Source organism: Streptomyces sp. CA-135486 (genome assembly GCF_050936555.1).
Taxonomy (GTDB): Bacteria; Actinomycetota; Actinomycetes; order Streptomycetales; family Streptomycetaceae; genus Streptomyces.
In genome coordinates this window covers 2943860-2969418 of sequence record NZ_JBNJMM010000001.1, presented here as the reverse complement: position 1 = coordinate 2969418, position 25559 = coordinate 2943860, and the positions used below count along the sequence as shown (strand labels likewise).

The 25559-nt window shown below is 69.1% G+C and carries 23 protein-coding genes; 10 read left to right on the top strand and 13 right to left on the bottom strand.

The annotated features are described in order from the left end of the window. The first annotated feature begins 145 nt into the window (after positions 1 to 145). Positions 146 to 1963 carry a glycoside hydrolase family 15 protein gene (locus tag ACQEVG_RS13450; protein ID WP_432981935.1) on the top strand — a complete coding sequence of 606 codons (1818 nt, stop codon included), beginning with the start codon at positions 146 to 148 and terminating at the stop codon, positions 1961 to 1963. Here ACQEVG_RS13450 and ACQEVG_RS13445 read toward each other — a convergent pair. From ACQEVG_RS13445 to galE, 4 genes are all read right to left on the bottom strand, one after another. Then, positions 1941 to 2702, bottom strand: coding sequence for a class I SAM-dependent methyltransferase (locus ACQEVG_RS13445; RefSeq protein ID WP_432981932.1), 762 nt, complete (start codon positions 2700 to 2702; stop codon positions 1941 to 1943). The genes ACQEVG_RS13450 and ACQEVG_RS13445 overlap by 23 nt on opposite strands. Further along, a complete protein-coding gene (locus ACQEVG_RS13440; RefSeq protein WP_432981929.1) occupies positions 2699 to 3979 on the bottom strand; it encodes an MFS transporter in 1281 nt (426 codons plus the stop codon). The genes ACQEVG_RS13445 and ACQEVG_RS13440 overlap by 4 nt, the downstream gene beginning before the upstream one ends. Continuing rightward, positions 3980 to 8476, bottom strand: a complete 4497-nt coding sequence (locus ACQEVG_RS13435; protein ID WP_432985333.1) for an aminotransferase class I/II-fold pyridoxal phosphate-dependent enzyme — start codon at positions 8474 to 8476, stop codon at positions 3980 to 3982. 179 nt (positions 8477 to 8655) lie between these two features. Next, positions 8656 to 9684 carry a UDP-glucose 4-epimerase GalE gene (galE, locus tag ACQEVG_RS13430; RefSeq protein WP_432981926.1) on the bottom strand — a complete coding sequence of 343 codons (1029 nt, stop codon included), beginning with the start codon at positions 9682 to 9684 and terminating at the stop codon, positions 8656 to 8658. Between the two features lie 406 nt (positions 9685 to 10090). Here galE and ACQEVG_RS13425 point away from each other — a divergent pair, with 406 nt between their 5' ends. From ACQEVG_RS13425 to lnt, 4 genes are all read left to right on the top strand, one after another. Further along, the gene (locus ACQEVG_RS13425) at positions 10091 to 10825 is read left to right on the top strand and encodes a TetR/AcrR family transcriptional regulator (protein ID WP_432981923.1); all 735 of its coding nucleotides are present in this window, start codon (positions 10091 to 10093) and stop codon (positions 10823 to 10825) included. 21 nt (positions 10826 to 10846) lie between these two features. Then, positions 10847 to 10969 (top strand): hypothetical protein, encoded by a 123-nt coding sequence (locus ACQEVG_RS13420; protein ID WP_432981920.1) that lies wholly within the window; start codon positions 10847 to 10849, stop codon positions 10967 to 10969. Positions 10970 to 11020: 51 nt separating this feature from the next. Continuing rightward, positions 11021 to 11479, top strand: a complete 459-nt coding sequence (locus ACQEVG_RS13415) for a nuclear transport factor 2 family protein (protein WP_432981917.1) — start codon at positions 11021 to 11023, stop codon at positions 11477 to 11479. Positions 11480 to 11626: 147 nt separating this feature from the next. Then, on the top strand, positions 11627 to 13267 hold the full coding sequence (lnt, locus tag ACQEVG_RS13410) for an apolipoprotein N-acyltransferase (RefSeq protein WP_432981914.1): 1641 nt from the start codon (positions 11627 to 11629) through the stop codon (positions 13265 to 13267). Here lnt and ACQEVG_RS13405 read toward each other — a convergent pair. Further along, on the bottom strand, positions 13191 to 14096 hold the full coding sequence (locus tag ACQEVG_RS13405) for a Gfo/Idh/MocA family protein (protein WP_432981911.1): 906 nt from the start codon (positions 14094 to 14096) through the stop codon (positions 13191 to 13193). The two genes, lnt and ACQEVG_RS13405, sit on opposite strands and share 77 nt — an antisense overlap. A 131-nt stretch (positions 14097 to 14227) precedes the next feature. Between ACQEVG_RS13405 and ACQEVG_RS13400 the strand changes: the two genes are divergently transcribed. Beyond that, positions 14228 to 14746, top strand: coding sequence for a DinB family protein (locus ACQEVG_RS13400; RefSeq protein WP_432981908.1), 519 nt, complete (start codon positions 14228 to 14230; stop codon positions 14744 to 14746). Positions 14747 to 14864: 118 nt separating this feature from the next. Continuing rightward, positions 14865 to 15281, top strand: a complete 417-nt coding sequence (locus tag ACQEVG_RS13395) for a hypothetical protein (RefSeq protein ID WP_432981905.1) — start codon at positions 14865 to 14867, stop codon at positions 15279 to 15281. A 2-nt stretch (positions 15282 to 15283) separates the two neighbouring features. Here ACQEVG_RS13395 and ACQEVG_RS13390 read toward each other — a convergent pair whose 3' ends face one another. The 8 genes from ACQEVG_RS13390 to ACQEVG_RS13355 all read right to left on the bottom strand — a co-directional run bounded on the left by ACQEVG_RS13390 (position 15284) and on the right by ACQEVG_RS13355 (position 21905). Beyond that, positions 15284 to 15754, bottom strand: coding sequence for a hypothetical protein (locus ACQEVG_RS13390; RefSeq protein WP_432981902.1), 471 nt, complete (start codon positions 15752 to 15754; stop codon positions 15284 to 15286). Positions 15755 to 15933: 179 nt separating this feature from the next. Continuing rightward, positions 15934 to 16617: a uracil-DNA glycosylase gene (locus ACQEVG_RS13385; RefSeq protein WP_432981899.1), complete on the bottom strand. Its 684-nt coding sequence runs from the start codon at positions 16615 to 16617 to the stop codon at positions 15934 to 15936. 67 nt (positions 16618 to 16684) lie between these two features. Then, on the bottom strand, positions 16685 to 18265 hold the full coding sequence (locus tag ACQEVG_RS13380; RefSeq protein WP_432981896.1) for an ABC transporter substrate-binding protein: 1581 nt from the start codon (positions 18263 to 18265) through the stop codon (positions 16685 to 16687). A gap of 115 nt (positions 18266 to 18380) precedes the next feature. After that, the gene (locus tag ACQEVG_RS13375; RefSeq protein WP_432981893.1) at positions 18381 to 19142 is read right to left on the bottom strand and encodes an SDR family oxidoreductase; all 762 of its coding nucleotides are present in this window, start codon (positions 19140 to 19142) and stop codon (positions 18381 to 18383) included. A 17-nt stretch (positions 19143 to 19159) separates the two neighbouring features. Further along, complete coding sequence (fabG, locus tag ACQEVG_RS13370; RefSeq protein WP_432981890.1) at positions 19160 to 19921, bottom strand: 3-oxoacyl-ACP reductase FabG; 762 nt, start codon at positions 19919 to 19921, stop codon at positions 19160 to 19162. 141 nt (positions 19922 to 20062) lie between these two features. Beyond that, the gene (locus ACQEVG_RS13365) at positions 20063 to 20446 is read right to left on the bottom strand and encodes a DUF3037 domain-containing protein (RefSeq protein WP_432981887.1); all 384 of its coding nucleotides are present in this window, start codon (positions 20444 to 20446) and stop codon (positions 20063 to 20065) included. After that, positions 20443 to 21258, bottom strand: a complete 816-nt coding sequence (locus tag ACQEVG_RS13360; protein ID WP_432981884.1) for a HipA family kinase — start codon at positions 21256 to 21258, stop codon at positions 20443 to 20445. Before ACQEVG_RS13360 ends, ACQEVG_RS13365 begins: the two co-directional genes overlap by 4 nt. A 227-nt stretch (positions 21259 to 21485) precedes the next feature. Further along, complete coding sequence (locus ACQEVG_RS13355; protein WP_432981881.1) at positions 21486 to 21905, bottom strand: TOBE domain-containing protein; 420 nt, start codon at positions 21903 to 21905, stop codon at positions 21486 to 21488. A 279-nt stretch (positions 21906 to 22184) separates the two neighbouring features. Between ACQEVG_RS13355 and ACQEVG_RS13350 the strand changes: the two genes are divergently transcribed. From ACQEVG_RS13350 to ACQEVG_RS13340, 3 genes are all read left to right on the top strand, one after another. Then, the gene (locus tag ACQEVG_RS13350; RefSeq protein WP_432981878.1) at positions 22185 to 22580 is read left to right on the top strand and encodes a TOBE domain-containing protein; all 396 of its coding nucleotides are present in this window, start codon (positions 22185 to 22187) and stop codon (positions 22578 to 22580) included. An 84-nt stretch (positions 22581 to 22664) separates the two neighbouring features. Continuing rightward, entirely contained in the window at positions 22665 to 23471 is an 807-nt protein-coding gene (modA, locus tag ACQEVG_RS13345; protein WP_432981875.1) for a molybdate ABC transporter substrate-binding protein, read from the top strand. A 90-nt stretch (positions 23472 to 23561) separates the two neighbouring features. Further along, entirely contained in the window at positions 23562 to 25502 is a 1941-nt protein-coding gene (locus ACQEVG_RS13340) for an ABC transporter permease (protein ID WP_432981872.1), read from the top strand. Positions 25503 to 25559 lie beyond the last annotated feature (57 nt).

Here is a 25559-nt window from a genome sequence, read left to right as displayed (position 1 = left end):
GACGGCGCACGCTGGAACTGTGGGACGAGAGCGCCGCCCTCCCGCGAGGTGCCCGAGGTGCGGCGCGCTGAAGGGGACTTGGATCGACCTGCGCACCACATTGCCGAGACCGCTTCGGGAAAACATACGGCGGTGACATTTCATCATGGCCGGAATGATTGAGGATTACGCGGTCATCGGCGATCTGGAGACTGCGGCCCTGGTGAGCAGAGACGGGTCGATCGACTGGCTGTGCCTTCCCCGATTCGATTCTCCGGCCTGCTTCGCCTCACTTCTCGGGAAGGCCGAAAACGGCTGCTGGCGGATCTCCCCGGCGGACCGGCGTCCGTGCAATCGCCGGGAGTACCGTGGCGACACTCTCGTGCTGGATTCATTCTGGGAATCGGTGTCCGGTGCGGTGAAGGTCACCGATTTCATGCCGCCGCGTGCCCAATTCCCGTACATCGTGCGCATCGTCGAGGGCCTGGCAGGTTCGGTGGCCATGAGCGGGGAGCTGAGGCCGCGTTTCAATCATGGACGCATCGTTCCCTGGATGCGCTCCACCGGCACGTTCACGGTCGCCGTTGCCGGACCCGACTCGGTGTGGCTGAGTACCGACCAGCGCGTCGAGGTCCGCTCGACCGATGAGTGCACCTCCTTCGACTTCACCCTCTCGGCAGGTCAGCGCATTGCCTTCCTGCTGACCTGGACACCGTCGCATCTGCCCGTCCCACTCTCGGTCGATCCGAAGACCGCACTCGTGGACACCGTGGAATTCTGGGAGCGTTGGGCGGCGAAGTGCCGCTACCGCGGGCCCTGGCGGGAGGCGGTGATGCGCTCACTGATCACTTTGAAGGCGCTCACCTATGCCCCGACGGGCGGCATCGTCGCGGCTGTCACGACGTCCCTGCCCGAATGCATCGGCGGCGAGCGGAACTGGGACTACCGGTTCTGCTGGCTTCGCGATTCCACGCTCACTCTGTCCTGCCTCCTGCGCAGCGGTTTCCGGGAGGAGGCCGTGGCGTGGCGGGACTGGCTGCTGCGTGCGATCGCCGGCGAACCGGCGGACCTGCAGACGCTGTACGGCGTGGCCGGACAGCGTCTGCTGCCCGAAGCACCCGCCAGGTGGCTGCCCGGCTACGAGGGATCGGAACCGGTGCGTTTCGGGAATGCGGCGGTGGACCAGTTCCAGTTGGACGTCTACGGCGAGGTGCTCGACACGCTGTTTGTGGCCCTGCGTTCCGGCGTTGCCATGGAAGGCCATGTCTGGAGCCTGGTCGACTCGTTCATGAGCTACCTCGAACGGCACTGGCGCGAGCCGGACCAGGGCCTGTGGGAAGTGCGCGGGCCCAGGCGGCACTTCGTCCACTCCAAGATTATGTGCTGGGTGGCCGCCGACCGCGCCCTGCGGATCGCGCACATGGCCGGGCGCAACACATCGGTGGCACGCTGGCGGGCGATGCGCCAACAGGTGTACGAGCAGGTGTGCCGCGACGGCTGGGACGACGACCACGGGTCCTTCGTCCAGTACTACGGGGCCGACACGCTCGATTCGTCCGCGTTGCTGATCCCCAGGCTCGGCTTTCTGCCGGCTCGCGACCCCCGGGTGCTCAGCACCGTTGAGGCAATGGGGACACTGGATCATCGCGGCTTTCAGCGCCGTTACGCGGACACCGGCGACGGAGTGCACACCGTGGACGGCATGAGGGGTTCGGAAGGCGCGTTCCTCGCGTGCTCCCTGTGGCTCGCCGATGCGCTGGCCATCACCGGCCGATCGCACGATGCCCGCGCGGTGTTCGAGAGGGTCCTCGACGTCCGCAACGATGTGGGGCTGCTGTCCGAACAGTGGGATCCGGTTTCGGGCCGTCAGCTCGGAAACACACCACAGGCGTTCACCCACCTGGCGCTGGTCAATACGGCCTTCGCCCTGCAGGAAGCGGCCGCCGGACGGAAGCCGTCCGTTACGGGGCTCCGGAGCGTCTGACCGCCGTCAGCAGCACCATTCCGGTGTCGCCGTAGTCGGGCAGCGTGGGGTCGGAGTCGACTCTGGTGATCACGAGCCGTTCGGTGTGCGGTGTGAACGCCTCGCGGATCGCGGACCCGTCCACCGGACAGCCGGGCCACGGCGGCGCGTTGCCGATGCGGTAGGTGGGCATGTTCTCCATGAAGGCGGCGACGAGATGTCCGCCGGGCCTGACCGTCCCGATGAAGGTGCGGCAGAATTCCGCGAACTCCTCCATGTCCTCGGTGACGCTCTCGGCGACGAAGTTCATCGATGCCAGATCGTAGGAGCGCAGTGGCAGGGTCCGGACGTCCCCGTGCGTCACTCGGACCCGGGAGAGCGCCTCGGGGAGCGTCGCGGGCAGGGCCGTGTTGAGCTCACGGCAGAGTGCGTAGAACGCCTGCCAGCTCTCGTCGGGCCCGTCGTGGAGCTGACCGGTCAGATAGGCGACGTTTGCCCTGCTGAACTCCACCGCGTCGACGCACCTGCTGGCGGCCGCGGCGAGCATGAGCGGGTAGAGGTTGGGGCCGGCGCCGAATTCCAGGGAGCGGCCGGCGCTGCCCGGTGCGAACTGCCGGTAGAAGGCGGAATGGTGCCGGATGACGGCCGCGTCACTCGGGTGGATCTCACGGTAGTTCTCGGCGAGGTAGTCCAGGACCGGCCAGCGGTCCCAGTCCGTGTCCAGGTTGCGAATGGGTTGGTGGTTCGCGGGCCGGTTCACGCGGTGTCCGTCTCCGGGCCGCGGTTGCGGCCCTGCTCCACAGCACGTACTCCGGGCAGATACAGGAAGGCCAGGGTGACCGCGGCGCCGATGACACCGGCGCCGATGAATGTCCTGCGTACCCCCAGGGCCGCCGCGACGGGGGCGGCTAGGGCATAGGAGAGCGGCAGCAGCGCGAGTGAGACGAACCAGTCGACGCTGGAGACCCTGCCGAGCAACTCGGCAGGCACCAGCCGCTGCTTCGCCGTCGCCCAGGCGATGATTCCGGCCGTCTCCAGGCCGTTGACCACCGCGCAGGTCACGGCGAGCTGCCAGCTGCTGGTGGCGAGGCCGTACCCGGCGACCCCCAGCGTGGCGAAGGTCCAGGTCCAGTACATGAAGGTGATGAACCGGCGGGGCAGTCCGACCTGCCCGACGATCACCGCCGCGAGGACGGCACTCACACCGCCGCTGGTGAGCACCAGCCCCAGCTCCGCCGCCGAGCCGTGCAGCACGTTCTTGACCATGAACGGCAGCAGCACCTCGGTCGGGCCGAGGAAGAGCAGATACGCGAAGGTGGCCGAGACGAAGGTGCCCCAGAGCCAGGTGTTGGCCCGGACATAGCTCAGACCTGCGCGCAGGTCCTTCCAGAGCGAGTCCCGCTCCTGGTCGTCCTTCGGCGGCAGTGGCCGCAGCCGGGCCAGGCACGCGGCGGAGACGATGAAGGTGAGAGCGTCGAACCCGAAGGCCCAGCCGGGCCCGACCCCCGCGACGAGCCCGCCGCCGAGGGCGGTCCCACCGATCTGCACGGCTGCCGGGCGGACGAACTGGTCGAGTGCGTTGGCCTCCACCAGCTCGGCCTTGGGGACGAGAGTGGGCACGGTGGCCTCGAATGCCGGCGGGAAGAACCCGGACGCGGCGCCGTACACCGCGACCACACAGATCACGTGCCACAGTCGCAGGGTGCCGGTCAGCGCGAGCAGCGCGAGCACTGCCAGACACAGCCCGCGGACCAGGTCACTGGCCAGCATCACCTTGCGACGGTCGAAGCGGTCACTGACAACACCGCCGACCAGCACCAGCGCGATCTGCGGGACGGCCAGGGCCACACCGACGACGGACATCGCGCTCGGGGTGCCGGACAGCGTGTAGACCTGCCATGCGAGCGCGACGAGCAGCACTCCGTCGCCCAGCAGCGAGACACTCATCCCGATCCACAGGATCCTGAAGTCGCGGTGGGCCAGCGGTGTGAGCAGGCGCACCCGGCGGGCGCGACCCGTAGTGTCGATGACCCGCATTCAGGTCCTCTGCTGCAGTGGGAACTGTTCTGACAGGGCGGACAGCGTGTCGTTGAGTTGGTCGACGTCCTCGTCGGTGTTCGTGACGGTGATCTGGATGCGGAACCCGACGCGGTCGTGCGGGACCACCGGGTAGGCCGCGAGCGTGACGTAGATCCCGCGGTCCCAGAGGAACGTCGCGACCGCCTCGAGGTCCGCACTGTTGGCGAGGGGGATCTCGATGATGGGCAGCCCGTTGGAGTTCGGGGTCCGGATGCCGAGGCGGTCCAGGTGGTCGAGGACGCGCATCGTCTTGCGGTGCAGTTCGGCGCGGATGGCGTCGCCGCGCCGGTCGTTGAGGTCGAGGCCGGCGAGCGCGGTGGCGAGTGAAGCGGTCGGGGAGGGGCCGGAGTAGAGGTAGGGCGCGGCTGCCACCTTGAGGTGGTCCTTGAGCCATGTCGGAAGGGCGAGGAACGCCAGCAGGGAGGAGTACGCCTTGGAGAATCCGCCCACCAGCACGATGCCGTCGTAGGTCTCGCCGAGATGACGGACGATGCTGTTGCCACGGGTCCCGTACGGGGAGGACTCGTCGGCCCGGCGTTCGCCGACGATCCCGAAGCCGTGGGCGTCGTCGATGTACAGCACGGCGCCGTGTTCCCGGCAGACGTCCGCGAGTTCCGCCAGGTTGGGCATGTTCCCGGTCATGCTGTCGACGCCGTCCATGCACACCAGTCGGGAGGCGTTGGACGGCATGTCGCGCAGCATGGCCTTGAGTTCGTCGGGCCGGTCGGCGTGGAAGCGCCGCACCGTGGCGCCTTGTCCGCGGGCGACCAGGCACCCGTCGTAGACCGTGCGGTGTGCTCGTGCTTCGACGAGGACGTGTCCCTCCCCGGCGAGCACCGGGATCACGGAGGCGTGGATCAGGGTGATGGTCGGGAGGAGCAAGGTGTCCGGCGCGTCGAGAAGCGCGGTGAGCCGCTCCTCGATCTCCGGATAGAGCCGGGGGCTGCCGACCAGCCGCGACCAGCTCGGTTGGGTGCCCCAACGCCGTATCTGCGGTTCGACCGCGTCCATGATCTCGGCGTCCATGTCGAAACCCAGGTAGCTGGACGACGCGAAGTCGATGAGCCAGTGATCGCCGCTGCGAATGTGCCGGCCGCGGACCTCGTCAAGAATCGCATCGCACATCGGGCTGGACTGCCGCAGGCGTTCGAGATCGCCCCAGCGTGGATCGCGTCGTGCACCGTCGCCGACTCGCAGTGGACTGGCCACGTTGTCCTCCTTCTCCGCGCCTGCCTCGTTGGTCCCCGATGGCTGCGGTCCCGAAAGGGCGATGCTCTGGCTCCCACGGCTCTGGCCCACACGACTCTGGCCAACACGGGCCCGTTCAGGCTGCACGGCGCCGCGAATCAGGCGTGGCATCTGGTGCTCGTGGACGCTGCGCAGGAGTTGTTCCCCCTGGTCCGCTGTCATCGGTCGGGCGAAGAGGTATCCCTGTCCGAGCCGGCAGCCCATGGCAACCAACTGGTCCCGCTGGTCCACCTCTTCAATGCCTTCGGCGATGACCTGAAGGCCGAGTGTGTCGGCGATGCGCACAATACCCTCAACAAGGGCAATCTGTTGCTCATCAACACAAATATCGTCGATGAAGGATTTATCGACCTTGAGCACGTCGATCGGGAATTCCCGGAGGTAACTGAGCGACGAGAAGCCGGTGCCGAAGTCGTCGATCGCCATTCCCACGCCGAGATCCTTCACGGTCCCCATGACGGCCCGGATCTGATCGTCGCGGTGCATCAGGACGGTCTCCGTCAGCTCCAGCACCAGCGAACCGGGCGCCAGGCCGGACGTGTCGAGGACGTGGCGCACCTGGTCGAGGAAGCCCGGGTCCCGGAACTGGCGCGCGGACACGTTCACGTTGACCTTCAGCGCCTCCGGCCGTGGCACCAACCGCTGCCAGTGGGCGACGTGGGCGGCGGCGTGCTCCAGTACCCAGGCGCCGAGCGGCATGATGTACCCGGTCTCCTCGGCGAGTGCGATGAACTGCCCGGGGGGCACCTGGCCGCGCTTGTTCTGCGGCCAGCGGACCAGCGCTTCGAAGCCGGATATCTCGCCAGAGGCAAGCTCCACGATGGGCTGATAGCGCAGGTCGAACGACTCGGCGGCGATCGCGCTCTCGAGACTTGCCTGGAGTTCGCGCCGCTCCAGCATTCCGGTGTGCAGACTCGCCTGATAACTGCGCCACTGCCGCTTCCCGGCCGTCTTCGCCGCGTACAGGGCCAGATCCGCGTGACCCAGGAGGTCTTCCGCAGTGGCGCTGTCGCGGGCGGTGGCTATGCCGACGCTGGCCGAGATGCTGATCAATGCGCCCGTGAGCCGGAACGGCTGCATGAGGTCATGCACGATCTGCCCGGCGAGCACTTCCGCGTCCGCCGGTTCCTTCGCACCCTCCATGAGCACCCCGAACTCGTCGCCCCCCAGACGCGCCGCGGTGTCACTGGCCCGCAGCGTCCCGGACAACCGCCGTGCCACCGCGACCAGTAGTTCGTCCCCGACCGAGTGCCCCCTCGTGTCGTTGACCACCTTGAAGTCGTCGAGATCGACGAACAGTACGCAGGTGAGGGTGGAAGCCCGATGTCCGCGCAGCAGCGCGCGCTCGATCCGCTCCAGCAGGAGCACCCGGTTCGGCAGACCGGTCAGCGAGTCATGGAATGCCCGATGGGTGAGTTCGCGCTCCAACTGACGCTGCGCGGTCACGTCCCGCAGCGTCAGGACCAGTCCGTGCACGGTCTGGTCGTGCCGCAGATTGCTGCATCTGACCTCCACATCGATGCGCGCGTCCCCCTGTTGCAGCACCTGCCAGTCGTCGCGGCTGTCCTGGTCGCCGTCGGAGCGCATCCGCGTCAGGGTCTGCATCGCGCGGTCGCGGTCCTGGGGCGCGACGAGTTCGCTGAGCCCCGCTCCGCTCAGGGACGCGCGGCCGAACATCCCCTCGGCGGACGGGCTGGCGTACCTGACGGTGTTGTCGTCGTCGAGGATGAGGATCACGTCCGAGGCGTTGTGCACGAGGGTGCGGAAGTACGCCTCGCTGTTGCGGCGGTTGATCTCCTGACTGAGGACGACGCGTTCCACCGCCAGGGCGGTCTGCGAGGCCAGCGCCTCGCACGAGTCCCACCGTTCTCGCAGGCTCTTTTCGCTACCCGCCAGGACCAGAGCGCCGATGAGCGGGCGACCGGTCGGACGGTCCCTCAGAGCCAATGGACACAACAGCGCACTCGGCAGGCTCCCCAACTCGGCGGCGGCGGACGCTCCCAGGTCAGCGACGCGCACGACCTGAGTCTCACCGGTCAGCAGCCCGGGCAGCCACTCGCCGGCTGTCTCGTCCGTCCAGCTGACCTGCCAGTTCCACGCGCGCGACGGTGTGCGCACGGCCTTCATCCTGGTGACGCCGAAGTCGGCCGTCAGCAGCACGGCACTGTGTCGCTCGCCTGCTCCGAACAACAACTCCGCCGCCTCCTGCACCGAGGCCGCGATCTCCTTCAGACTGGCCGCCGCCACCAGCGACGCGGCCGCCAAACGCAGGCCCCGTTCGCGGTTCACGGCCTTCAGGTGAACCACCACCAGGCCCGAAAGACGGGCGAGCACGAGCAGGAACAGGATGCCCGAGAACACCGCGATCACGCCTGCGTCGTACAGGTCGCCGCGCCGCGCCTCGTAGAGCAGCAGCACCGGTGCGACAAGCGAGGCGAGGGCCAGCGCGATGAGCCGGAGGGGGAGGATCCCAGGTTCGCGCTGGGGCACCGGTTCGGTCAGTTTCACCATGGAGGGATGCAGCGCCGCCAGCCCCCAGGCGGTGAAGAAGACCACCCAGCCCAGGTCCATCGGGGTGCCGACCTGCCAGGCCCCATTGAGCTGCAGCAGTCCGTACAGGACGTCGGAGACGAGGATGCCGATCGTGCCGACAGCGAGGAACTGGACGCAGCGGGTATGCACACTGCCGGGCGTGATCAGCCGCGCGAGCATCGCCAGCATCAGAACGTCACCGAGCGGATAGGCGATCGAGATCGTTCGTTGAATCCATGTGGTGTCGGTGGCCTGGGCGTTGGGCGTGATGAGGAAGACCCAGGCGAGCAGCGCAAGACCGGATGTGAGGATCAACGCGTCCACCAGGCTCGCGAGGTCCCGCCCCGTGGTGCGGTAGCGGATGAAGCCCAAAAGCCCGGCGGCGAACAGCGGATAGGTCGCCAGATAGAAGACGTCGGCAAGCGAGGGAAATGGATTCTGCTGGTCGAAGAACGTGTTGAGCACGTTGTACGTCGTATCGCCCGCCGTGAAGGTGAAGTTGGCGGCGGCCAGCACCAGCCAGGGCCAGCGGTGCGCCGGCCGATGCATCCGCATGCCCAGGAGAATGGCGCAGACGCCGGCGAGCCCGATCACGGCCCAGCTGACTGTATGGAGTCCCGGCACCGTCAGATAAACGACAGTGGGCGGGACCACGAGTACGACGTAGCCGACCATCAGGCGGTGCACCCGAATCAATGGAAACCGCCTCCTTCCACCACCGGGCACGGAGGACAGCCCCCGTCATCGGTTCGGCGAAGTCGGCCCGCCATCAGCTCCCTTCGATGATATGTCCGGTATGCCACAGCGGCGACCGGAAGGAATCATGCTGCTCCGGGGCGGGCGCCGCGTGGGTTTCAGCCCGCGCAGCCGGTGGGGTTGAGGCGGTGGAAGCACCAGGTGTCGCGGCACAGCGCGGCGAAATCGCGGGCCGCGCGCCGACCGCGTTCACGGGTCGTCGCGCCGGGGTCCGCCACACGTTCCGCGACATCGCCCGGTTGGGGGTCCACAACCTCGTACGGAGTGGTCCTGCCGGACACTTCGCCGAATGCCATCAGGAGTTCGAAGACCGACGTACCCGAGCCGACGCCCAGGTTGAACACCCGTAGGCCCGTGCTGTCGTCGAGGTGCTCCAGAGCGATGCGGTGGGCCTCCGCGACATCCATGACATGGATGCCGTCACGGACGCCCGAGGTGGCCGCGGCGGATTTGCCTCCGCCGATCGCCACGATCCGCTCGCGGCCGCCTACGCCCATCCCGGCCACGGAGGGCCTCAGGTGGGCAGGCTCCCCTGGCGGGGCTCCTCCCAGCAGACCACTGGGGTGCGTCCCGACGGGGTTCACGTAGCGCAACGACAGCACCGTGTACTCCGGGCGGAGACGGCACACATCAGCAAGCATCTGTTCGCAGGTCCACTTCGAAGCCGCGTAGGGGTTGCTGGGCCGGTCCGGGTCCTGTTCGGTCGGCGGGCCCTTGTCGATGTCCCCGTGAATGGAGCTCGACGAGGAGAACACCAACTGGTGTACCCCGTGCTCCTGCATGGCCGCCAGCAGCGCGGTGGTCCCGCCGATGTTGACGTCGTAGTACTCGATGGGTATCAGCGCGGATTCCCCGGCTGCCTTCTTCCCGGCGAAGTGCACCACCGCGTCCACGTGGTGGCGGTCGAACACCGACGACAGAGTTCGCCGGTCCCGCAGGTCCACTTCGTAGACGGCGCCCAGGAAGCGGCCCGCCACTCGCTGGATCCGTGAGACGACCTGCGGCGAGCTGTTGGAGTAGTCGTCGACCACGATGACCTCGTAGCCGTGGCCGAGCAGTTCGACGCAGGTATGGCTGCCGATGAAGCCGGCGCCACCGGTCACCATGATCGTTGAGTGGGTGGGCATGTGCTTTCTCCTTCGGGATCCGTAGAGCCGGAAGTCCTTCGGACAGCCTGTCGGCTCACCGGAGAACGAAAGTGCCCCGGCACGGCTGGCGGGAGTGAGCCGACCGGGTGAATACCGGTCCATCGGCAGTGCTCAGCTCCAGGCAGGCGCGCGCGAGTCGCCGGATCTCGGCCTGGCGAGCCGTTTCCTCCGGTTCGCCGGCCCGGACCAGACGGTCGTTGCCGCCGTCGGCATCCGATGCGAAGTACTCCATGAAACACGCCCTGGAGATGGCGCGAGGTGGCAAAATACCCGCAATACCCCGCTGACGTACGTTTACGCCGTATATGTACACCTTGAGCCAGTCTGGACGTAGAGTCAAGGAATCGGTACCACGCTGTGAGATCGAGCCGCTGGAGGGCTGCTGATGGCGAAAGGGGACGGACCGAGCCCGGGCAGACGCGCCGCGGACCGCGGCCGTTACGGCAAGCTGAGCCGGGAGCGCGTCCTGGCCGCAGCCCTGGAACTCGTCGACCGTGAGGGGCTTTCGGCGCTGAGCATGCGCAGGGTGGGATCCGAGCTCGGCGTGGAGGCCATGGCCCTGTACCGGTACGCCCCCAGCAAGGACGCCCTCCTGGACGGCCTGGTCGAGGCGCTGTATCTCGAGCTGCAGGACTTCCTCGCCAACGGCGGCGAGGAGGCGCCGGGCGGCGCCGCGGGCGGCCCCGAATGGCGCACCGAGCTGCACCGCATCGCCGGGGCGACCTACCAGGTCGCCCTGGCCCACCCCCAGGTGGTGCCGCTGCTGGCCACCCGCATGCTGGCCGTCCCGCTGGCCCGCCGCCCGCTGGCGATCCTCCAGGACCATGAACGCGTGCTGACCCTCCTCGAACAGGCAGGCCTGGACACGAGCCAGGCCGCCGACGCATTCCGGGCCTACACCAGCTGGGTGCTCGGCTACATCTTCGTGGAGCTGCGGGCCATGGTCGACAACCCCGACGAACCCGATCCGGCGTTCCGGCTCGGACTGCACCGGATGCCCGCGCAGGAGCTTCCCAGACTCCGGGAGATCGCCCCCACCCTGGCCGAGCACGGCGGGCCGCAGGGACTGGCCGCCGGGCTGGACGCACTGCTCGACTGCTTCGCGCAGACCGCCTCCTGACCTCGCCGTCGGAGGCGGTGCGTGCGTGCGCGGACCGCGCGCCCGGCCCCAGAACTCGAACAAGACCTCGGCGCGCTCGACGCGCCCGGCTTCACGGACGCCGAACTGGCGGAGATCGACCGTTTGCTGACCCGTAGCGGGTGACTGGCGTGCAGGGCTCTTGGCCTGGGGCGCTCACTGCCCGAAACTGACCCGATGACGCAGCGCGTGGATCTCGCGACGGTGATGGACCGGCTGGCCATCGACGAGTTGGTCACCAGTTACGCGGTGGCGGTGGACGATGACGACTGGGGTGCGTACCGGGCGCTGTTCGCGCGTGAGGGTCGCGCGGACTACCGCAGCTCGGGCGGGATCGAGGGCCCGGCCGCCGAGGTCGCCGACTGGCTGGCGGAGACGATGCGGCTGTTTCCGGTACGCCAGCACCTGATCGTCAACCGGCGGCTGCACATCCAGGACCTGGGCGGCTACCCCGGCGACCGGGCCGAGGTGCAGGCGGACTACCTGAACCCGATGCGGCTGGAGTCGGGTGACGGCTTCGTCTCGGGCGGCCGATACGCCTTCAGTCTGCTGCGCACGGACGCGGGCTGGCGGCTGCGCACGGTGGTGATTCACGAGAAGTGGCGGCGGGCCTCCGGAGCGCTCGACGGCAGCTGACGCACGCGGTGCGCGTTCCCCGGGTGCGCTGTCCGCCGGCGTAGCCACGGGTGCGCGGCCAGGCCCACTGTTGGTGCGGTGTCCCCTCACGCACACTGGAGGGGACACTGCTCGCTGGCCCTTCGAGACAGGACGGGGAGGCGCTGCATGCGGATTCTGGCCGGTCGGCCGAAGCTGCGGGAGACGCGGGGGCGACGCGAGCGGTGGGAGCCCACACAGTGGGTGCGGTCGTCCCCACGGAGGCGGGGCGTGGCCGCGGTGGCGGCTGGTGCACTGCCCGCGCTGGCCTTTCCCGAGCCGTCGCTGTGGTGGTTCGCGTATGTCGCGCTGGTGCCGTGGATGCTGCTCGTGCGGTCCGCGCCGACGGGCCGCCGGGCGGCGGTCGAGGGCTGGCTGGGCGGCATCGGCTTCATGATCGCCGTGCATCACTGGCTGATCCCCAGCCTGCATGTGTTCATCGTGGTGCTCGCCGCGCTGCTGGGGCTGCTGTGGGCGCCCTGGGGCTGGCTGGTCAGGTCGCAGCTTTCCGGGACGCCGTCACCGGCGCGGGTCGCCGTGGCTCTCGCGGTGGTGCCGTCCGGCTGGCTGATGATCGAGCTGGTCCGGTCCTGGGAGGGCCTGGGCGGCCCCTGGGGTCTGCTGGGGGCGAGCCAGTGGGACTTCTCCCCGGCCCTGCGGGTCGCGTCGGCCGGCGGCGTATGGCTGGTGAGTCTGCTGGTGCTGGCGGTGAACACGGCGGTCACCGTGCTGGTGGCGATGCCGCACGCCCGTAGGGCCGCGGTGGGCGGCGGCGTCCTCTGTGCCCTCACCACGACCGCGGTCTGGATCTGGGTGCCGCAGCCCGAGCAGTCGGGCCGGGCGCGCGTCGCGGTGGTCCAGCCGGGCGTTGTCGACGGCATGGAAAGCGCCGAGCGGCGCTTCGACCGCGGCGAGCAGCTGACCCGCGAACTGGCCGGAAGGAACATCGATCTGGTGGTCTGGGGCGAGAGCAGCGTCGGCGCGGATCTGCGCGAGCGCCCCGACCTCGCCGCCCGTGTCGCCGTGCTCTCGCGCGCGGTGGGCGCCGAGGTGCTGGTCAATGTGGACGCCCGGCGCGAGGACGGTTCGGGCCGGGCCGGGATCTTCAAGAGCTCCGTCCTGGTGGGCCCCCAGGGTCCGACCGGCGACAGCTACGACAAGATGCGACTGGTCCCCTTCGGCGAGTACATACCGGCCCGTTCACTGCTGGGCTGGGCGACCTCGGTAGGCAAGGCCGCGGGCGAGGACCGGCTGCGCGGCACCCGGCCGGTGGTGATGGTGCTGCCCGGCGACGGCGGGCTGCGGCTCGGGCCCCTGGTCTGCTTCGAGTCGGCGTTCCCCGACATGAGCCGACGGCTGACCCGGGACGGCGCGCAGCTGCTCATCGCCCAGTCGGCGACCTCGTCGTTCCAGGGGAGTTGGGCGCCGGAGCAGCATGCCTCGCTGGCGGCGCTGCGGGCCGCCGAGAGCGGCCGGCCCATGGTGCACGCGACGCTCACCGGCGTCAGCGCGGTGTACGGGCCGGACGGCAGCCGGATCGGCCGCGCGCTGGGCACGGACAGCAGTACCGCCGCCGTCTACGACGTGCCGCTGGCCCGCGGCACGACGCTGTACGTCAGGTTCGGCGACTGGCCCGTGTACGGGTCGCTCGCCGTCCTCGCGGCGCTCTGCGCGGCCGAGGGCACGCGCTCCCTCAGGCGGCCTGCTCCAGGGCCCGCAGCACCACCCGTTCGCACAGTTCATGAGTCCTCAGCGCGTCCTGTGCGCTGAGGAACTTCCCGGCGCGCACGGCATCGACGAAGGCCAGCACGCACTGCTCGATGCCGCGCTGGCGGGCGACCGGCACCCAGTCGCCGCGCCGCCGCAGGGTCGGTTGCCCCTTGTGGTCCACGACTTCGGCGAGGTTGCGTACCTCACGCTTGGTGTCCTGCCCCGAGACCTCGAGGATCTCCTCGGTGGAGCCGCTCATCCGGTTCATCGTCCCGATGGCGGTGAAACCGTCGCCGGACAGCTGCAGCACGACATGGTGCATGAGGCCGTCGACGATCCGGGCCCGCACGTCGGTGTGGTCGACCGGTCCGGGGACGAGGAAGCGCAGGGTGTCGACGACATGGATGAAGTCGTCGAGCACGAGCGTGCGCGGGTGCTCGGCCAGGCCGACGCGGTTCTTCTGCATCAGGATCAGCTCGCGCGGGTGCTCCAGGCACTGGGCGTAGCCGGGCGCGAAACGGCGGTTGAAGCCGACGGCGAGGCTGGTGCCGCGCTCCTCGGAGAGTCGCACCAGCCGCTCGGAGTCGGCCAGTTCGTACGCCAGTGGCTTGTCGACATACGTCGCCACACCCGCCTCGAGGAGCCGGGTGACGACCTCGGCGTGCACGGAGGTGGGGGCGTGGACGAAGGCCGCGTCCAGGTTCTGGGCCAGCAGCGAGTCGAGGCCGGCGTGGCACCGCTCGGCCGGGATGTGATGGATCCCCGCGATCCTGGCCAGTGTTGCGGGGGTGCGGGTCTGCAGATGCAGCTCGACCCCCGGCAGGGTGGTGAGTACGGGCAGGTAGGCCTTCTGTGCGATGTCGCCGAGCCCGATGCAGCCGACCTTCACCGGTGCCTCCCTAACGCCGTGTCACTCGCCCGTGCTGTGCCTGGTCAGCATACGTGCGCCGGGGCGGCAGGCCGCTGCGCGGGAATGCTCGGCGAATAAGCCCTGGCGGCGCTCCGCCCCCGTGTTCGAGGATGGCCGCCATGACCACATCCGAACGCACCGAACCCTCCACCACCGCGGGCGAGCGCGAGATGCTGGAAGGCTGGCTGGAGTACCACCGCGAGACTCTTGAGTCGAAGTGCGCGGGGCTGAGCGACGAGCAGCTGCGCGAGCTGTCCGTGCCGCCTTCCGAGATCTCGCTGCTCGGCCTCGTACGGCACATGGCGGAGGTCGAGCGGCACTGGTTCCGTAAGATCCTCGCCGGCGAGGACATCGGGTGGCGCTACTCCAACGAGGACAGGGACGGGGACTGGCACTTCGGCGAGCGGGACACCTATGCCGAGGCGCATACCGCCTGGCAGGCGGAGATCACCCGGGCGCGTGAGCTGGCCGCGGCCCGCCGGCTCGACGACATCGGGGTGGGCAAGCACCACGCCGGGAAGACCTTCAATCTCCGCTGGATCCTGACGCACATGATCGAGGAGTACGCACGCCACAACGGCCATGCCGACCTCGTCCGCGAGCGGATCGACGGAGCGAAGGGCATCTGACGGTCACGGCGTCACCCGTGCGGGCCATTGTGTGCCCGTATGACTGTCAATGGACCCCGCGCACACCAGAGTTGCGCGGGTGCACCAAACAAGAACCACTACGAAGGTCCTGGTAGGGATGGCCGCCTGGGCAGCCGCGACCGGGTGTGTGACCGTGCAGGCACGGCCCGCTCCCCCGCAGCCTCCCAGCGGCCGCCCTGCCGAGGTCGTGGAGCCGCAGATCGTGCAGGGCCCGGCTCACGAGGTCCTGAAGCCTCCCGCCGTGGACACCGTGAACGCCGTGGACGAGACCACCGCTCACCCGCCGCAGCCCATCGCCGAGCCCCTGACGCGCGAGGGGGCGGAGCCCCGGCCACCGAAGCCGAGAGCCGTCGAGCGGCCCGCCCCGCCACGCCGGCCGCCAACGCCCCCCGCGCCACCGGCGCCGGTCGTCGGGCCGGACATCTGCGCCCTCGGCGAGAGCTACGGCCACTGGCGTCCCGACAGCCCCGAGGCCCGGATCTGCCCGCAGGTCTACCCCAGGAACCGGAGTTGACCTCACTCGCTCCGCAAGGTCCACTCCAGCCGGTCGATCGCGGCACGGATGCCGTTTCCGTATCCGTCGTCCCCCAGGACGTCCGTCGCCGCGCGCGCCCGGTCGAGGTGGACCCGCGCGGCCTCGGGGCGCTGCAGCTTCACATAGTCGGCGGCGAGATTGAGATGGAGCGAGGGATAGAAAGCCCGCACGGCGAGCGCCGCCCGCTGCTGGGCCAGCCGTTCCTGGCTCAGCCCGTCCGCCGCGGCGAGCGCCCGCAGATCCCAGGCGAGCTCATCGCCGGGATCGTCCTGGGTGTCCGCCAGGTAGTGCGCGAGTGTGCAGCGGTGGAGCGGATCGCCCGCCTCGCCGATCTCCGACCAGAGAGCGCCGAAGCGATTGCGGGCCTCCTCGCGGTCACCGCCGTGCAGCAGCATGACCGCTTGGCCGATCCGGGTCATCACGGCGTCCTCCGACGCCTCCTGCTGCTCCATAACGGCGGTCTCCCACGTCCGAGCGGCACACAGCGGTCCGCGGCGTCAGCCGCTGATGTCGACGCCACGGAACACGACGCTATCCGCCGCCTCTGACAATGCCGCACAGGCTCGGGCAGGGGCCCGAGCCTGTCAGCCAGGTGCGCGAACGCCCGGCCTGCGGGACTCGGCCGGGGTCCTCAGCCGAGGTCGGGGATGCGCCAGTCGATGGGCTCGTGCCCCTGGGCCGCGACCGCCTCGTTGATCTGCGTGAAGGGGTGCGAGCCGAAGAACCTCTTCGCCGAGAGCGGCGAGGGGTGCGCGCCCTTCACGACCACATGCCGCGTCTCGTCGATCAGGGGCAGCTTCTTCTGCGCGTAGTTGCCCCACAGGACGAACACCGCCGGGTCGGGCCGCGAGGCCACGGCGCTGATCACCGCGTCCGTCACCTTCTCCCACCCCATGCCCTTGTGGGAGTTGGCCTCGCCCGCCCGCACCGTCAGCACCGCGTTGAGCAGCAGCACACCCTGCTTCGCCCACGGCATCAGATAGCCGTTGTCCGGGATCGGGTGGCCGAGCTCGGCCTGCATCTCCTTGTAGATGTTCCGCAGGGACGGCGGGGTCTTGACGCCCGGCCGCACGGAGAAGCAGAGGCCGTGCCCCTGCCCCTCTCCGTGGTACGGGTCCTGGCCGAGGACGAGGACCTTCACCTGCTCGTACGGCGTGGCGTCGAGCGCGGCGAAGACCTCCTCGCGCGGCGGGTAGACCGGCCCCTTGGCCCGCTCCTCCTCGACGAACTCGGTGAGCTCCTTGAAGTAGGGCTTCTGCAGCTCTTCGCCGAGGACGCCGCGCCAGGACTCGGGCAGCATGTCGGTGTCGGTCACGTCAACAACCTCCGGAATGGGACCAGTTCTCGAGAAGAGAACCTACCGGCGGGCACTGACAATCGGACTACCAGCTGGCCTTCCGGTACAGCTCCCACATCTGCATGACGGTCTGCGGGTCGAGGGCGAGTTCGCCGCCGCCGATCTCCTCGCTGGAGGCGACGTACAGCTTGCCCTGCCACAGCGGCAGCAGCCGTACATCGTCGACGAGGATCTCCTGCGCCCGCTCGAACTGCTTGGTGACCGCTCCGCGGTCGCTCTCGCGCCGGGACGCGGGCAGCAGCTGGTCGGTGATCTCGGGGCTGTCGTACGGAATGTTGAGCACGTTCTTCTGGCCGACGAACGGCGCCACGAAGTTGTCCGGGTCCGGGAAGTCGGGGAACCAGCCGCGGCCGAAGACGGGGTACTCGCCTGCCTTGTAGCCCTTCTGGAAGTCTTTCTCGGGCCGGCCCTGCACCGTGATCTTGAACAGCCCGGTGGCGTCGAGCTGCCGCTTGATCTCGGCGAACTCGGGCGTGGAGGCGGAGCCGTAACGGTCCGAGGAGTACCAGAACGTCAGCGCCACCGGCTTGCTGATGCCCGCTTCCCTGAGGATCTTGCGGGCCTTGGTCACATTCGGCTCGCCGTACCGGTCGAAGAACTCGGTGGTGTGACCGGAAATGCCCTTGGGAACCATGGAGTACAGCGGCTCGGCCGTGCCCTGGTAGACCTTGCCGACCAGCGCGCCGCGGTCGACGACCTGGGCGATCGCACGCCGCACGGCGAGCTTGCCCGCCATGGGGTCCTTGGTGTTGAAGACGAGGTAGCGGATGTCGGCGCCGACCGTCTCGACAAGCTGGAGACCGTCGTACTCCGGCTGCTTCGACTGGAAGTTCACGACCTCCTTCGCGGTCAGACCACGGTAGATCGCGTCGATCTGCTTCTTCTTCAGGGCTTCGACCATAGTGTCGGAGTCCCCGAAGTAACGTATCGTGACGGCCTTGTTTTTGCGCTTCGCGAACCCCTGGTACTTGGAGTTCTCGACCAGCTCAGCCTTCTTGCCCTTGTCGTACGAATCCAGGACATAGGGGCCCGAACCAGTCAGCTTGCCGTCCTCGCGAAGCTTGTCCGACGGGTACTCGTCCGGCGGGACGAGCGACATGGCGGGCGTGGCCAGGATGAACGGGAACGTGGCGTCCGGCGTCTTGAGGCTGAACTTCACAATGCGGTCGCCGGTCGTCTCGACCGTGTCGAGCGAGCCGAGCAGACCGTTGGGGCCACCCTTCACATCGATCGTCTGGATCCGCTCGATGGAGTGCTTGACCGCCGCGGCATCGAGCTTGTCGCCGTTGGAGAAGGTCAGCCCCGGCTTCAGCTCGCATTCGAAGAGCTTGTTGCTGGCGTCCGTGAACCGGCAGGACTTCGCGGCGTCGGGCTGCGGCGCGGTGCTGCCGGACGGGAAGCTCAGCAGCGTCTGGAAAACATTCCGCATCAATTCCCACGAGCCGTCCCAGGCGGCGGCCGGATCGAGGGTCGTGGGCTCGCTCATCGTACCGACCGAAATCTTCTGCTCACTCTGGGTGTCCTCGTCCGAGAACACGCCGCAACCGGCCAGCAGAGATATGGACGCTAGGGCTGCAGCGGCCTGCAGACTGGTCCGGTAGAACACGTGCACGCTCCTCGTTCAGCCATGGGTCGGCCGACCATACCGCAGCGCCCTGCCGGACAAAATGGAGGCCCGGCAGGGCACTTGACACATTTAGGAAGAAAACGCCCCAGGGTGCTCAATGCACTCCGGCATTGAGGAAGATACCCCCATCAACGACCAGCGTCTGCCCCGTGATCCAGTCCGATTGGCCGGAGGTGAGAAATGCGGCTGCTCCACCGATGTCCTCGGGCACGCCGAGCCTGCCCAGCGGATAGGCCGAGGCCGCCTCGGCCTCCCGGCCCTCGTACAGCGCCTGGGCGAATTTGGTCTTGATCACCGCGGGGGCGATCGCGTTGACCCGGACGACCGGCGCGAACTCGTGCGCCAGCTGCAGGGTCAGATTGACCATGGCCGCCTTGCTCATGCCGTAGGCGCCGATGAAGGGCGAGGGAGCGATACCGGCGACGGAGGCGATATTCACGATCGCGCCGCCGTTCTCCTTCTGCCAGGCCTTCCAGGTCTGCTGGGCGAAGCCGAGCGCCGAGATCACATTGGTCTCGTAGACCTTGCGCGCCACATTCAGGTCGAGCTCGGCCATCGGGCCGAAGACCGGGTTGGTGCCGGCGTTGTTGATCAGGAAGTCGACCCGGCCGAACGCCTCCATGGTGCGCGCCACGGCCGCCGCCTGGTGGGCCTCGTCGTGGGCCTTGCCCGCGACGCCGATCACCCGGTCCGCGCCGAGCGTCTCGACGGCCTCCTTGAGGGCGTCCTCACCACGGCCGGTGATGCACACCCGGTCGCCGCGGGCGACGAGCGCCTCCGCGATGCCGTAGCCGATGCCCCGGCTCGCGCCCGTGACCAGCGCGACCTTCCCGCTGTCCTGCACTTCTGCAGCCATGTCCGTCGTCTCCCGATTCAGTTGAGCGGTCCGCCGGCCACGTACATGACCTGGCCGGAGACAAAGCCGGCCGCGTCACCCGTGAAGAAGGCGATGGCGTTGGCGATGTCCTCGGGGTACCCGACGCGCTGGACCGGGATCTGGGTGGCGGCCGCGGCCTGGAACTCCTCGAAGCCCATACCGACACGGGCGGCGGTCTGACCCGTCATCTCGGTGACGATGAAACCGGGGGCGACGGCGTTGGCGGTGATGCCGAACTTGCCGAGCTCCTTGGCGAGGGTCTTGGTGAAGCCCTGCAGACCGGCCTTGACGGCGGAGTAGTTGGCCTGGCCACGGTTGCCGAGGGCGGAGCTGGAGGAGAGCGAGACGATACGGCCGAATCCGGCGTCCACCATGTGCTTCTGACAGGCCTTGGCCATCAGGAACGCGCCCTTGAGGTGCACGTTCATCACGGTGTCCCAGTCGGACTCGCTCATCTTGAAGAGCAGGTTGTCGCGCAGCACGCCCGCGTTGTTGACGAGGATCGTCGGAGCGCCGAGCTCGGCGGCGACGCGCGCGACGGCGGCCTCCACCTGGGCGCTGTCGGACACGTCGCAGCCGACCGCGATGGCCTTGCCGCCGGCCGTGGTGATCTTCTCGACGGTGTCCTTGCAGGCCGCCTCGTCGAGATCGAGTACGGCTACGGCGCGGCCCTCGGCCGCCAGCCGCAGAGCGGTGGCGGCGCCAATGCCGCGCGCCGCCCCGGTCACGACAGCGACACGCTGCTCGGTGGTGGACATGCTGGTTCTCCTCGCCCTTGGATGCAGCTCAGCCCGTACGTCCCACGTCCGGGGGTGAGCGACCGCTTAGTACCTTCAGCAGACGAGACGCTAGAAGCCCTGGCACTCGGTGTCAACGGCCCACCGGGTGCCCCCGGTCACTTACTTCACCAGCAGGGCGAGCAACCGCTCCACCTCGGCCCCCGGATCGGCCGTGAGACCGGTGTGCACCGGACCCGGCTGCACGACTGTCGAGCGCGGTGCGATCAGCCAGCGGAAGCGGCGGCCCGCGTCGTCGCGCGCCGCCTGCCCCGCGTCCTCGCCGCCGCGGCAGACACCCTCGACGGCCCGCAGTGCGGCCCGTACACCCGTCACATCGGCGTGCGGGTCCAGCGCCTTGAGCTTCGCCTCGTCCAGATGCGTACGGGCGGCGACAAACGATTTGGCGCGGCAGTAGACCACCACGCCGGCGTTGAAGCACTCGCCGCGCTCGACGCGCGGTACCACGCGCAGCAGCGCGTACTCGAAGACATGGCGCTCGCTCACCTGGCGTCGCCCCTTCCGGTCAGCCAGCCCGGGGCCCCCGAGGGCCTGTCCTTGCTGGGCGCGCCCAGGGTGATGCGCCTGTGGATGCCGGCCGCACGCGGCCACAGGGCCTCGACATAGGCGCGGCGCAGGGCGTCCGTGTTCGCGAAGCCCGGCTCGTCGACCAGCCACTCGTCGGGGACGTCGGCGGCGACCTCGGTCAGCAGCTCCTCGGTGACGAGCGGCGCGAGCTCGGCGGCCGCGGCCGCGATGTCCGGCTCGAAGGGAGCGAGGGCGTGGTCCGAGGCGTCGTACGGCTTGGCGGCGGAGGCCGCGGCCCCCGGCCAGTTGTGGTGCCAGATCATGGTGGCCCCGTGGTCGATGAGCCACAGGTCGCCGTGCCACACCAGCATGTTGGGGTTGCGCCAGGAGCGGTCGACGTTGTTGATCAGTGCGTCGAACCAGACGACCTTTCCGGCCTCGGCCGAGTCCACCTCGTAGGCGAGCGGGTCGAAGCCGATCGAACCGGGCAGGAAGTCCATCCCGAGGTTCAGCCCGCCGCTCGCCTTCAGCAGCTCCTGGACCTCCTGGTCGGGCTCGGCGAGACCGATGACCGGGTCGAGCTGGATGGTGACCAGTTCGGGCACCCGCAGCCCGAGCCGCCGCGCGAGCTGTCCGCAGATGACCTCGGCGACCAGGGTCTTGCGGCCCTGTCCCGCGCCGGTGAACTTCATGACGTACGTGCCGAGATCGTCGGCCTCTACAATTCCAGGCAGTGATCCGCCCTCCCGTAGGGGAGTGACGTAGCGGGTCGCGGTTACCTCTGTGAGCATTTTCCCAGGTTATCGGGCCCAACGTCCGGGCTTCACGAGCAACGATGCGGGCCGAAGCCCACTCCTCCGCCTCAACCCGGCATGAACCGTGGGGAGAATCCGGGGAGTTTCGGCTCCGAAACCTCACTCTCCTGCTGCCCAGCGGACGTTCGATGGCGCGCCCACGGCAGCGTTCCCAGCGGCCGCCGCCAGGCACTGGCCTGGCGGCGGAGGGGGCCGTCGCAGGGTCAGACGTTGGCGAGCGAGATCTCCGTGGACTTGATGAGCACGACGACCGAGGATCCCGAGGCGAGACCGAGGTCGGCGACCGCGTCCTTGGTGATCGCCGCGGTGAGGCCGCCGCCCTCGACGTCGACCTTGACGCTCGCCATGGCGCCACCCGCCGCCACGTCGCTCACCGTTCCGGGGATCTGATTGCGGATGCTCAGCCCGTCGACGGGGCCAGTGGCCAGAGCCACTTCGGTGGACTTGACGAGGGCGCGTACGGCGGAACCCTCGGCGATCCCCAGTCCCTTGACGGCCTCAGCGGTAATGGCGGCTGTGATGTCCTGCCCCCCGTCGAGGCGGACCTTGACGGTCGCCATGGCCTCTCCGGAGGTGACAGATGTGACGGTGCCGGGGATCTGGTTGCGAATGCTCAGGCCCATGAAGAAACACCTCGACTACTGGACGGAATGTCGGTTATATCCTGCAGCGCCTCCTGCACCCTACCTACACCCATAGCAGCCGTTCAGCCACGCATCGCAAGCGCCAGGGCGTCTCTGTGTCTGGCCTGGCAAACCGGAGGAGACCTGGCTGCCGCCCGATCACACAACAGGATGCCCTGCGCGGCGCAGTTGCTCGTTCCTCCAATCGCCATAGCACCTGCCATGGAGAATCGACTGATCAATTGCAAATGAGAGGAGAAACGCCATACGGTGTCGCACATGCAGTCCTACACCATCGGACAGGCGGCACGCCTGCTCGGCGTCAGTCCCGACACCGCGCGCCGCTGGGCGGATGCCGGCCGGGTCGCGACCCATCGCGACGACGGCGGCCGCCGTCTCATCGACGGCCGTGATCTGGCCGACTTCTCGGTCGAGGTCGCCCAGGGCGGCACCGGCGAGGAGGAGGTCTCGTACACCTCGGCCCGCAACGCCTTTCCCGGCATCGTCACCGCCGTCAAGCTTGGCGACGTCGCCGCCCAGGTGGAGATTCAGGCGGGTCCGCACCGGCTGGTCTCCCTGCTGACCCGGGAGGCCGTGGAGGAACTGGGTCTGGAGGTCGGCATGCAGGCCACCGCCCGCGTGAAGTCGACCAGCGTGCACATCGACCGCACCTGAGCAGCTGACACACACCTTCGTTCGCAGTGGCGTCGTCCGTCCCCGATGCGGCCTGTTCCTACCGCTTCACCAAGGAGTCCCGTCATGTCGTACGCCTTCACCCGGCGCCGTACCGCTGCCGTCGCCCTGACCGCGGCCCTGCTCGTGCCGCTGGCCGCCTGCGGCAGCGACGACGCGAAGAAGGACAGCGGCAGCGGCGCCAAGGCCACGGGGTCCGGAACGCCGAAGGCCGATCTGACCGTGCTGGCCGCCTCCTCGCTGACCGACGTCTTCAAGACGGCCGGTGCCGCGTACGAGAAGTCCCACTCGGGCACGAAGATCACCTTCTCCTTCGCCGGGTCGCAGGAGCTCGCCGCCCAGGTCAAGCAGGGCGCACCGGCCGACGCGCTGGTTACCGCCGACACCAAGAGCATGGACGGCGTGAAGGCGGACACCGGCACCCCGGCCGTCATCGCCAAGAACCGGCTCGTCATAGCGACCGTCGAGGGCAACCCGCACAAGGTCGACGAGCTCAAGGACCTCGCGGACACCAAGCTGAAGGTCGTCCTCCCCGCCCCCGAGGTGCCGGCCGGCAAGTACAGCAAGAAGATCCTCGACGCCCAGAAGATCACGGTGAAGCCCGTCTCGCAGGAGCCGAACGTCCGCGCCGTCCTCAGCAAGGTCGAGCTCGGCGAGGCCGACGCCGGTCTCGTCTACAAGACGGACGCCGAAACGGCCCCCGACAAGGTCGACGCGATCGAGATCCCCGACGCGCAGAACGCCGTCGCCTCCTACCCGGCCGCCACTCTGAAGACGTCCAAGAACGCCGAGGCCGCCGCGGCGTTCGTCGCGTGGCTGTCCACGCCCGAGGCGCAGAAGATCCTCCAGGACGCGGGCTTCCAGCAGCCGTAGTTCCGGCGACTGCTGTGAGGGGGCTGCCCGTTCCGGGGCACGGGCAGCCCCCTTTCACTCATCCATCACCCCGAGTCCCAGGGATCTGTGATGAAACGAATCCGCAGCCGCGCACCGGGCCCCCGCACGCCGATCACCCTGGCGATCCCCGCGCTGCTCGCCGTCGCGTTTCTGATGCTGCCGCTCATCGGGATCCTTGTCCGCACCGAGTGGGGCCAACTCGCGGACCATCTCACCGCTCCGGGTACCACCGGGGCGCTGCGGCTGTCGCTGCTCGTCTCGTTCTGGGCACTCGGCCTGTCTGTGGTCCTCGGCGTGCCGCTGGCGTGGCTGCTGGCCCGCGTGCCGTTCCCGGGGAAGGCGCTCGTCCGCTCCCTCGTCCTGCTGCCGATGGTGCTCCCGCCCACCGTCGGTGGTGTCGCGCTGCTGCTCGCCTTCGGGCGCCGAGGACTGCTCGGTCCCTGGCTGGAGGACACCTTCGGCATCACCCTGCCCTTCCACACCTCCGGAGCTGTCGTCGCCGCGACCTTCGTCGCCATGCCGTTCCTCGTGATCAGCCTCGAAGGCGCCCTGGGCGGACTCCGTCCCCGGTACGAGGAGACCGCCGCGTCTCTCGGGGCCTCTCCCCTACGGGTGTTCTTCACCGTCACGATGCCCATGGTCGCGCCCGGCCTCATCGCCGGGACGGCCCTCACCTGGGCCAGGGCACTCGGTGAGTTCGGTGCGACCATCACCTTCGCGGGCAACCTACCCGGCACCACCCAGACGCTGCCCCTGCAGGTGTACCTGCTGCTCCAGGACGAGCCGGAGGCAGCGACATCGGTCTCTCTGCTGCTGCTCGCCATCGCGATGCTGGTGCTCATCGCGCTGCGCGGTCGCTGGGCCGGTACGCCCGCCGTCCGCTTGCGCGAGTCCAGGCCCCCGGTGGACGAAGCCGAACCAGGCGTGGCCCCGGCCCCCGAGCCCGCCGAGGCACAGCGCGCGGCTCCGCAGGAGCGATGGTCCCTGCACGCCGAGGTCACCGGCTTCAATCGGCTCACCCTGGACGCCGAACCCGGCACCACCATCGCCGTCGTCGGCCCCAACGGCGCCGGCAAGACCACCCTGCTGCGCGCACTCCTGGGCCTCACCCCACGCGCCCACGCCGAACTCCGGCTCGGCGGCCACGATGTCTCCCCGCTCCCTCCGCACCGCAGGGGCGTGGCCTGGGTCCCGCAGGACGGCGCCCTCTTCCCTCACATGAGCGCGCTGGCCAACACCGCGTACGGGCTTCGCGCTCGCGGCGTCCCGCGCGCCGAGGCCCGTCGCAGCGCCCGGGAATGGCTGGACCGGCTCGGCGTCGGACACCTCGCCCATCGCAAACCGGCTCAGGTCTCCGGCGGGCAGGCCCAAAGGGTCGCCCTCGCCCGGGCGCTGGCAGCACGCCCCCGGCTCCTCCTGCTCGACGAGCCTCTTGCTGCACTCGACCAGACCACCCGCGCCCAGGTCCGGCACACCCTCCGCCGTCATCTCGACGGCTTCGGCGGCGTATGCCTGATCGTCACTCACGACCCCGTCGAAGCCATCGCGCTCGCCGACCGGGTCCTCGTCCTCGACGACGGACGTGCCCTGCAGGACGCCCCGCCCAGCGACGTGACCCGCCACCCCCGCTCCCCGTGGGTCGCCCGCATGCTCGGCCGCAACGCCTGGCCCGGCACCTCCACCACCGAAGGCATCCAACTCACCGGCGGTGGCACTCTCATCGTCGCTGACCCACTCCCGGTCGGTATTGGCGCCCTCGCGATCATCGCCCCGGAAGCCGTCGCCGTGCACCGCGACAAGCCCACCGGCAGCCCCCGCAACGTCTGGTCCGGCACCGTACGGGAGATCACCACCAGCGGGAGCCGGCTACGTGTCCTGATCACGTCGGAGCAGGCGCCGGACCTCGTCGCCGAGATCACCCCGCAGGCCGTCGCCGAACTCGGCCTCGTCGATGGAACTCCCGTCTGGACCAGCGTCAAAGCGACCGAAGCAACCGTAGTCGCCCTCTGAGCCGATCCCGTCGCGCGCGAACCGGGCGGAGACCAGCGAGCCGGAACCGGCGCGCAC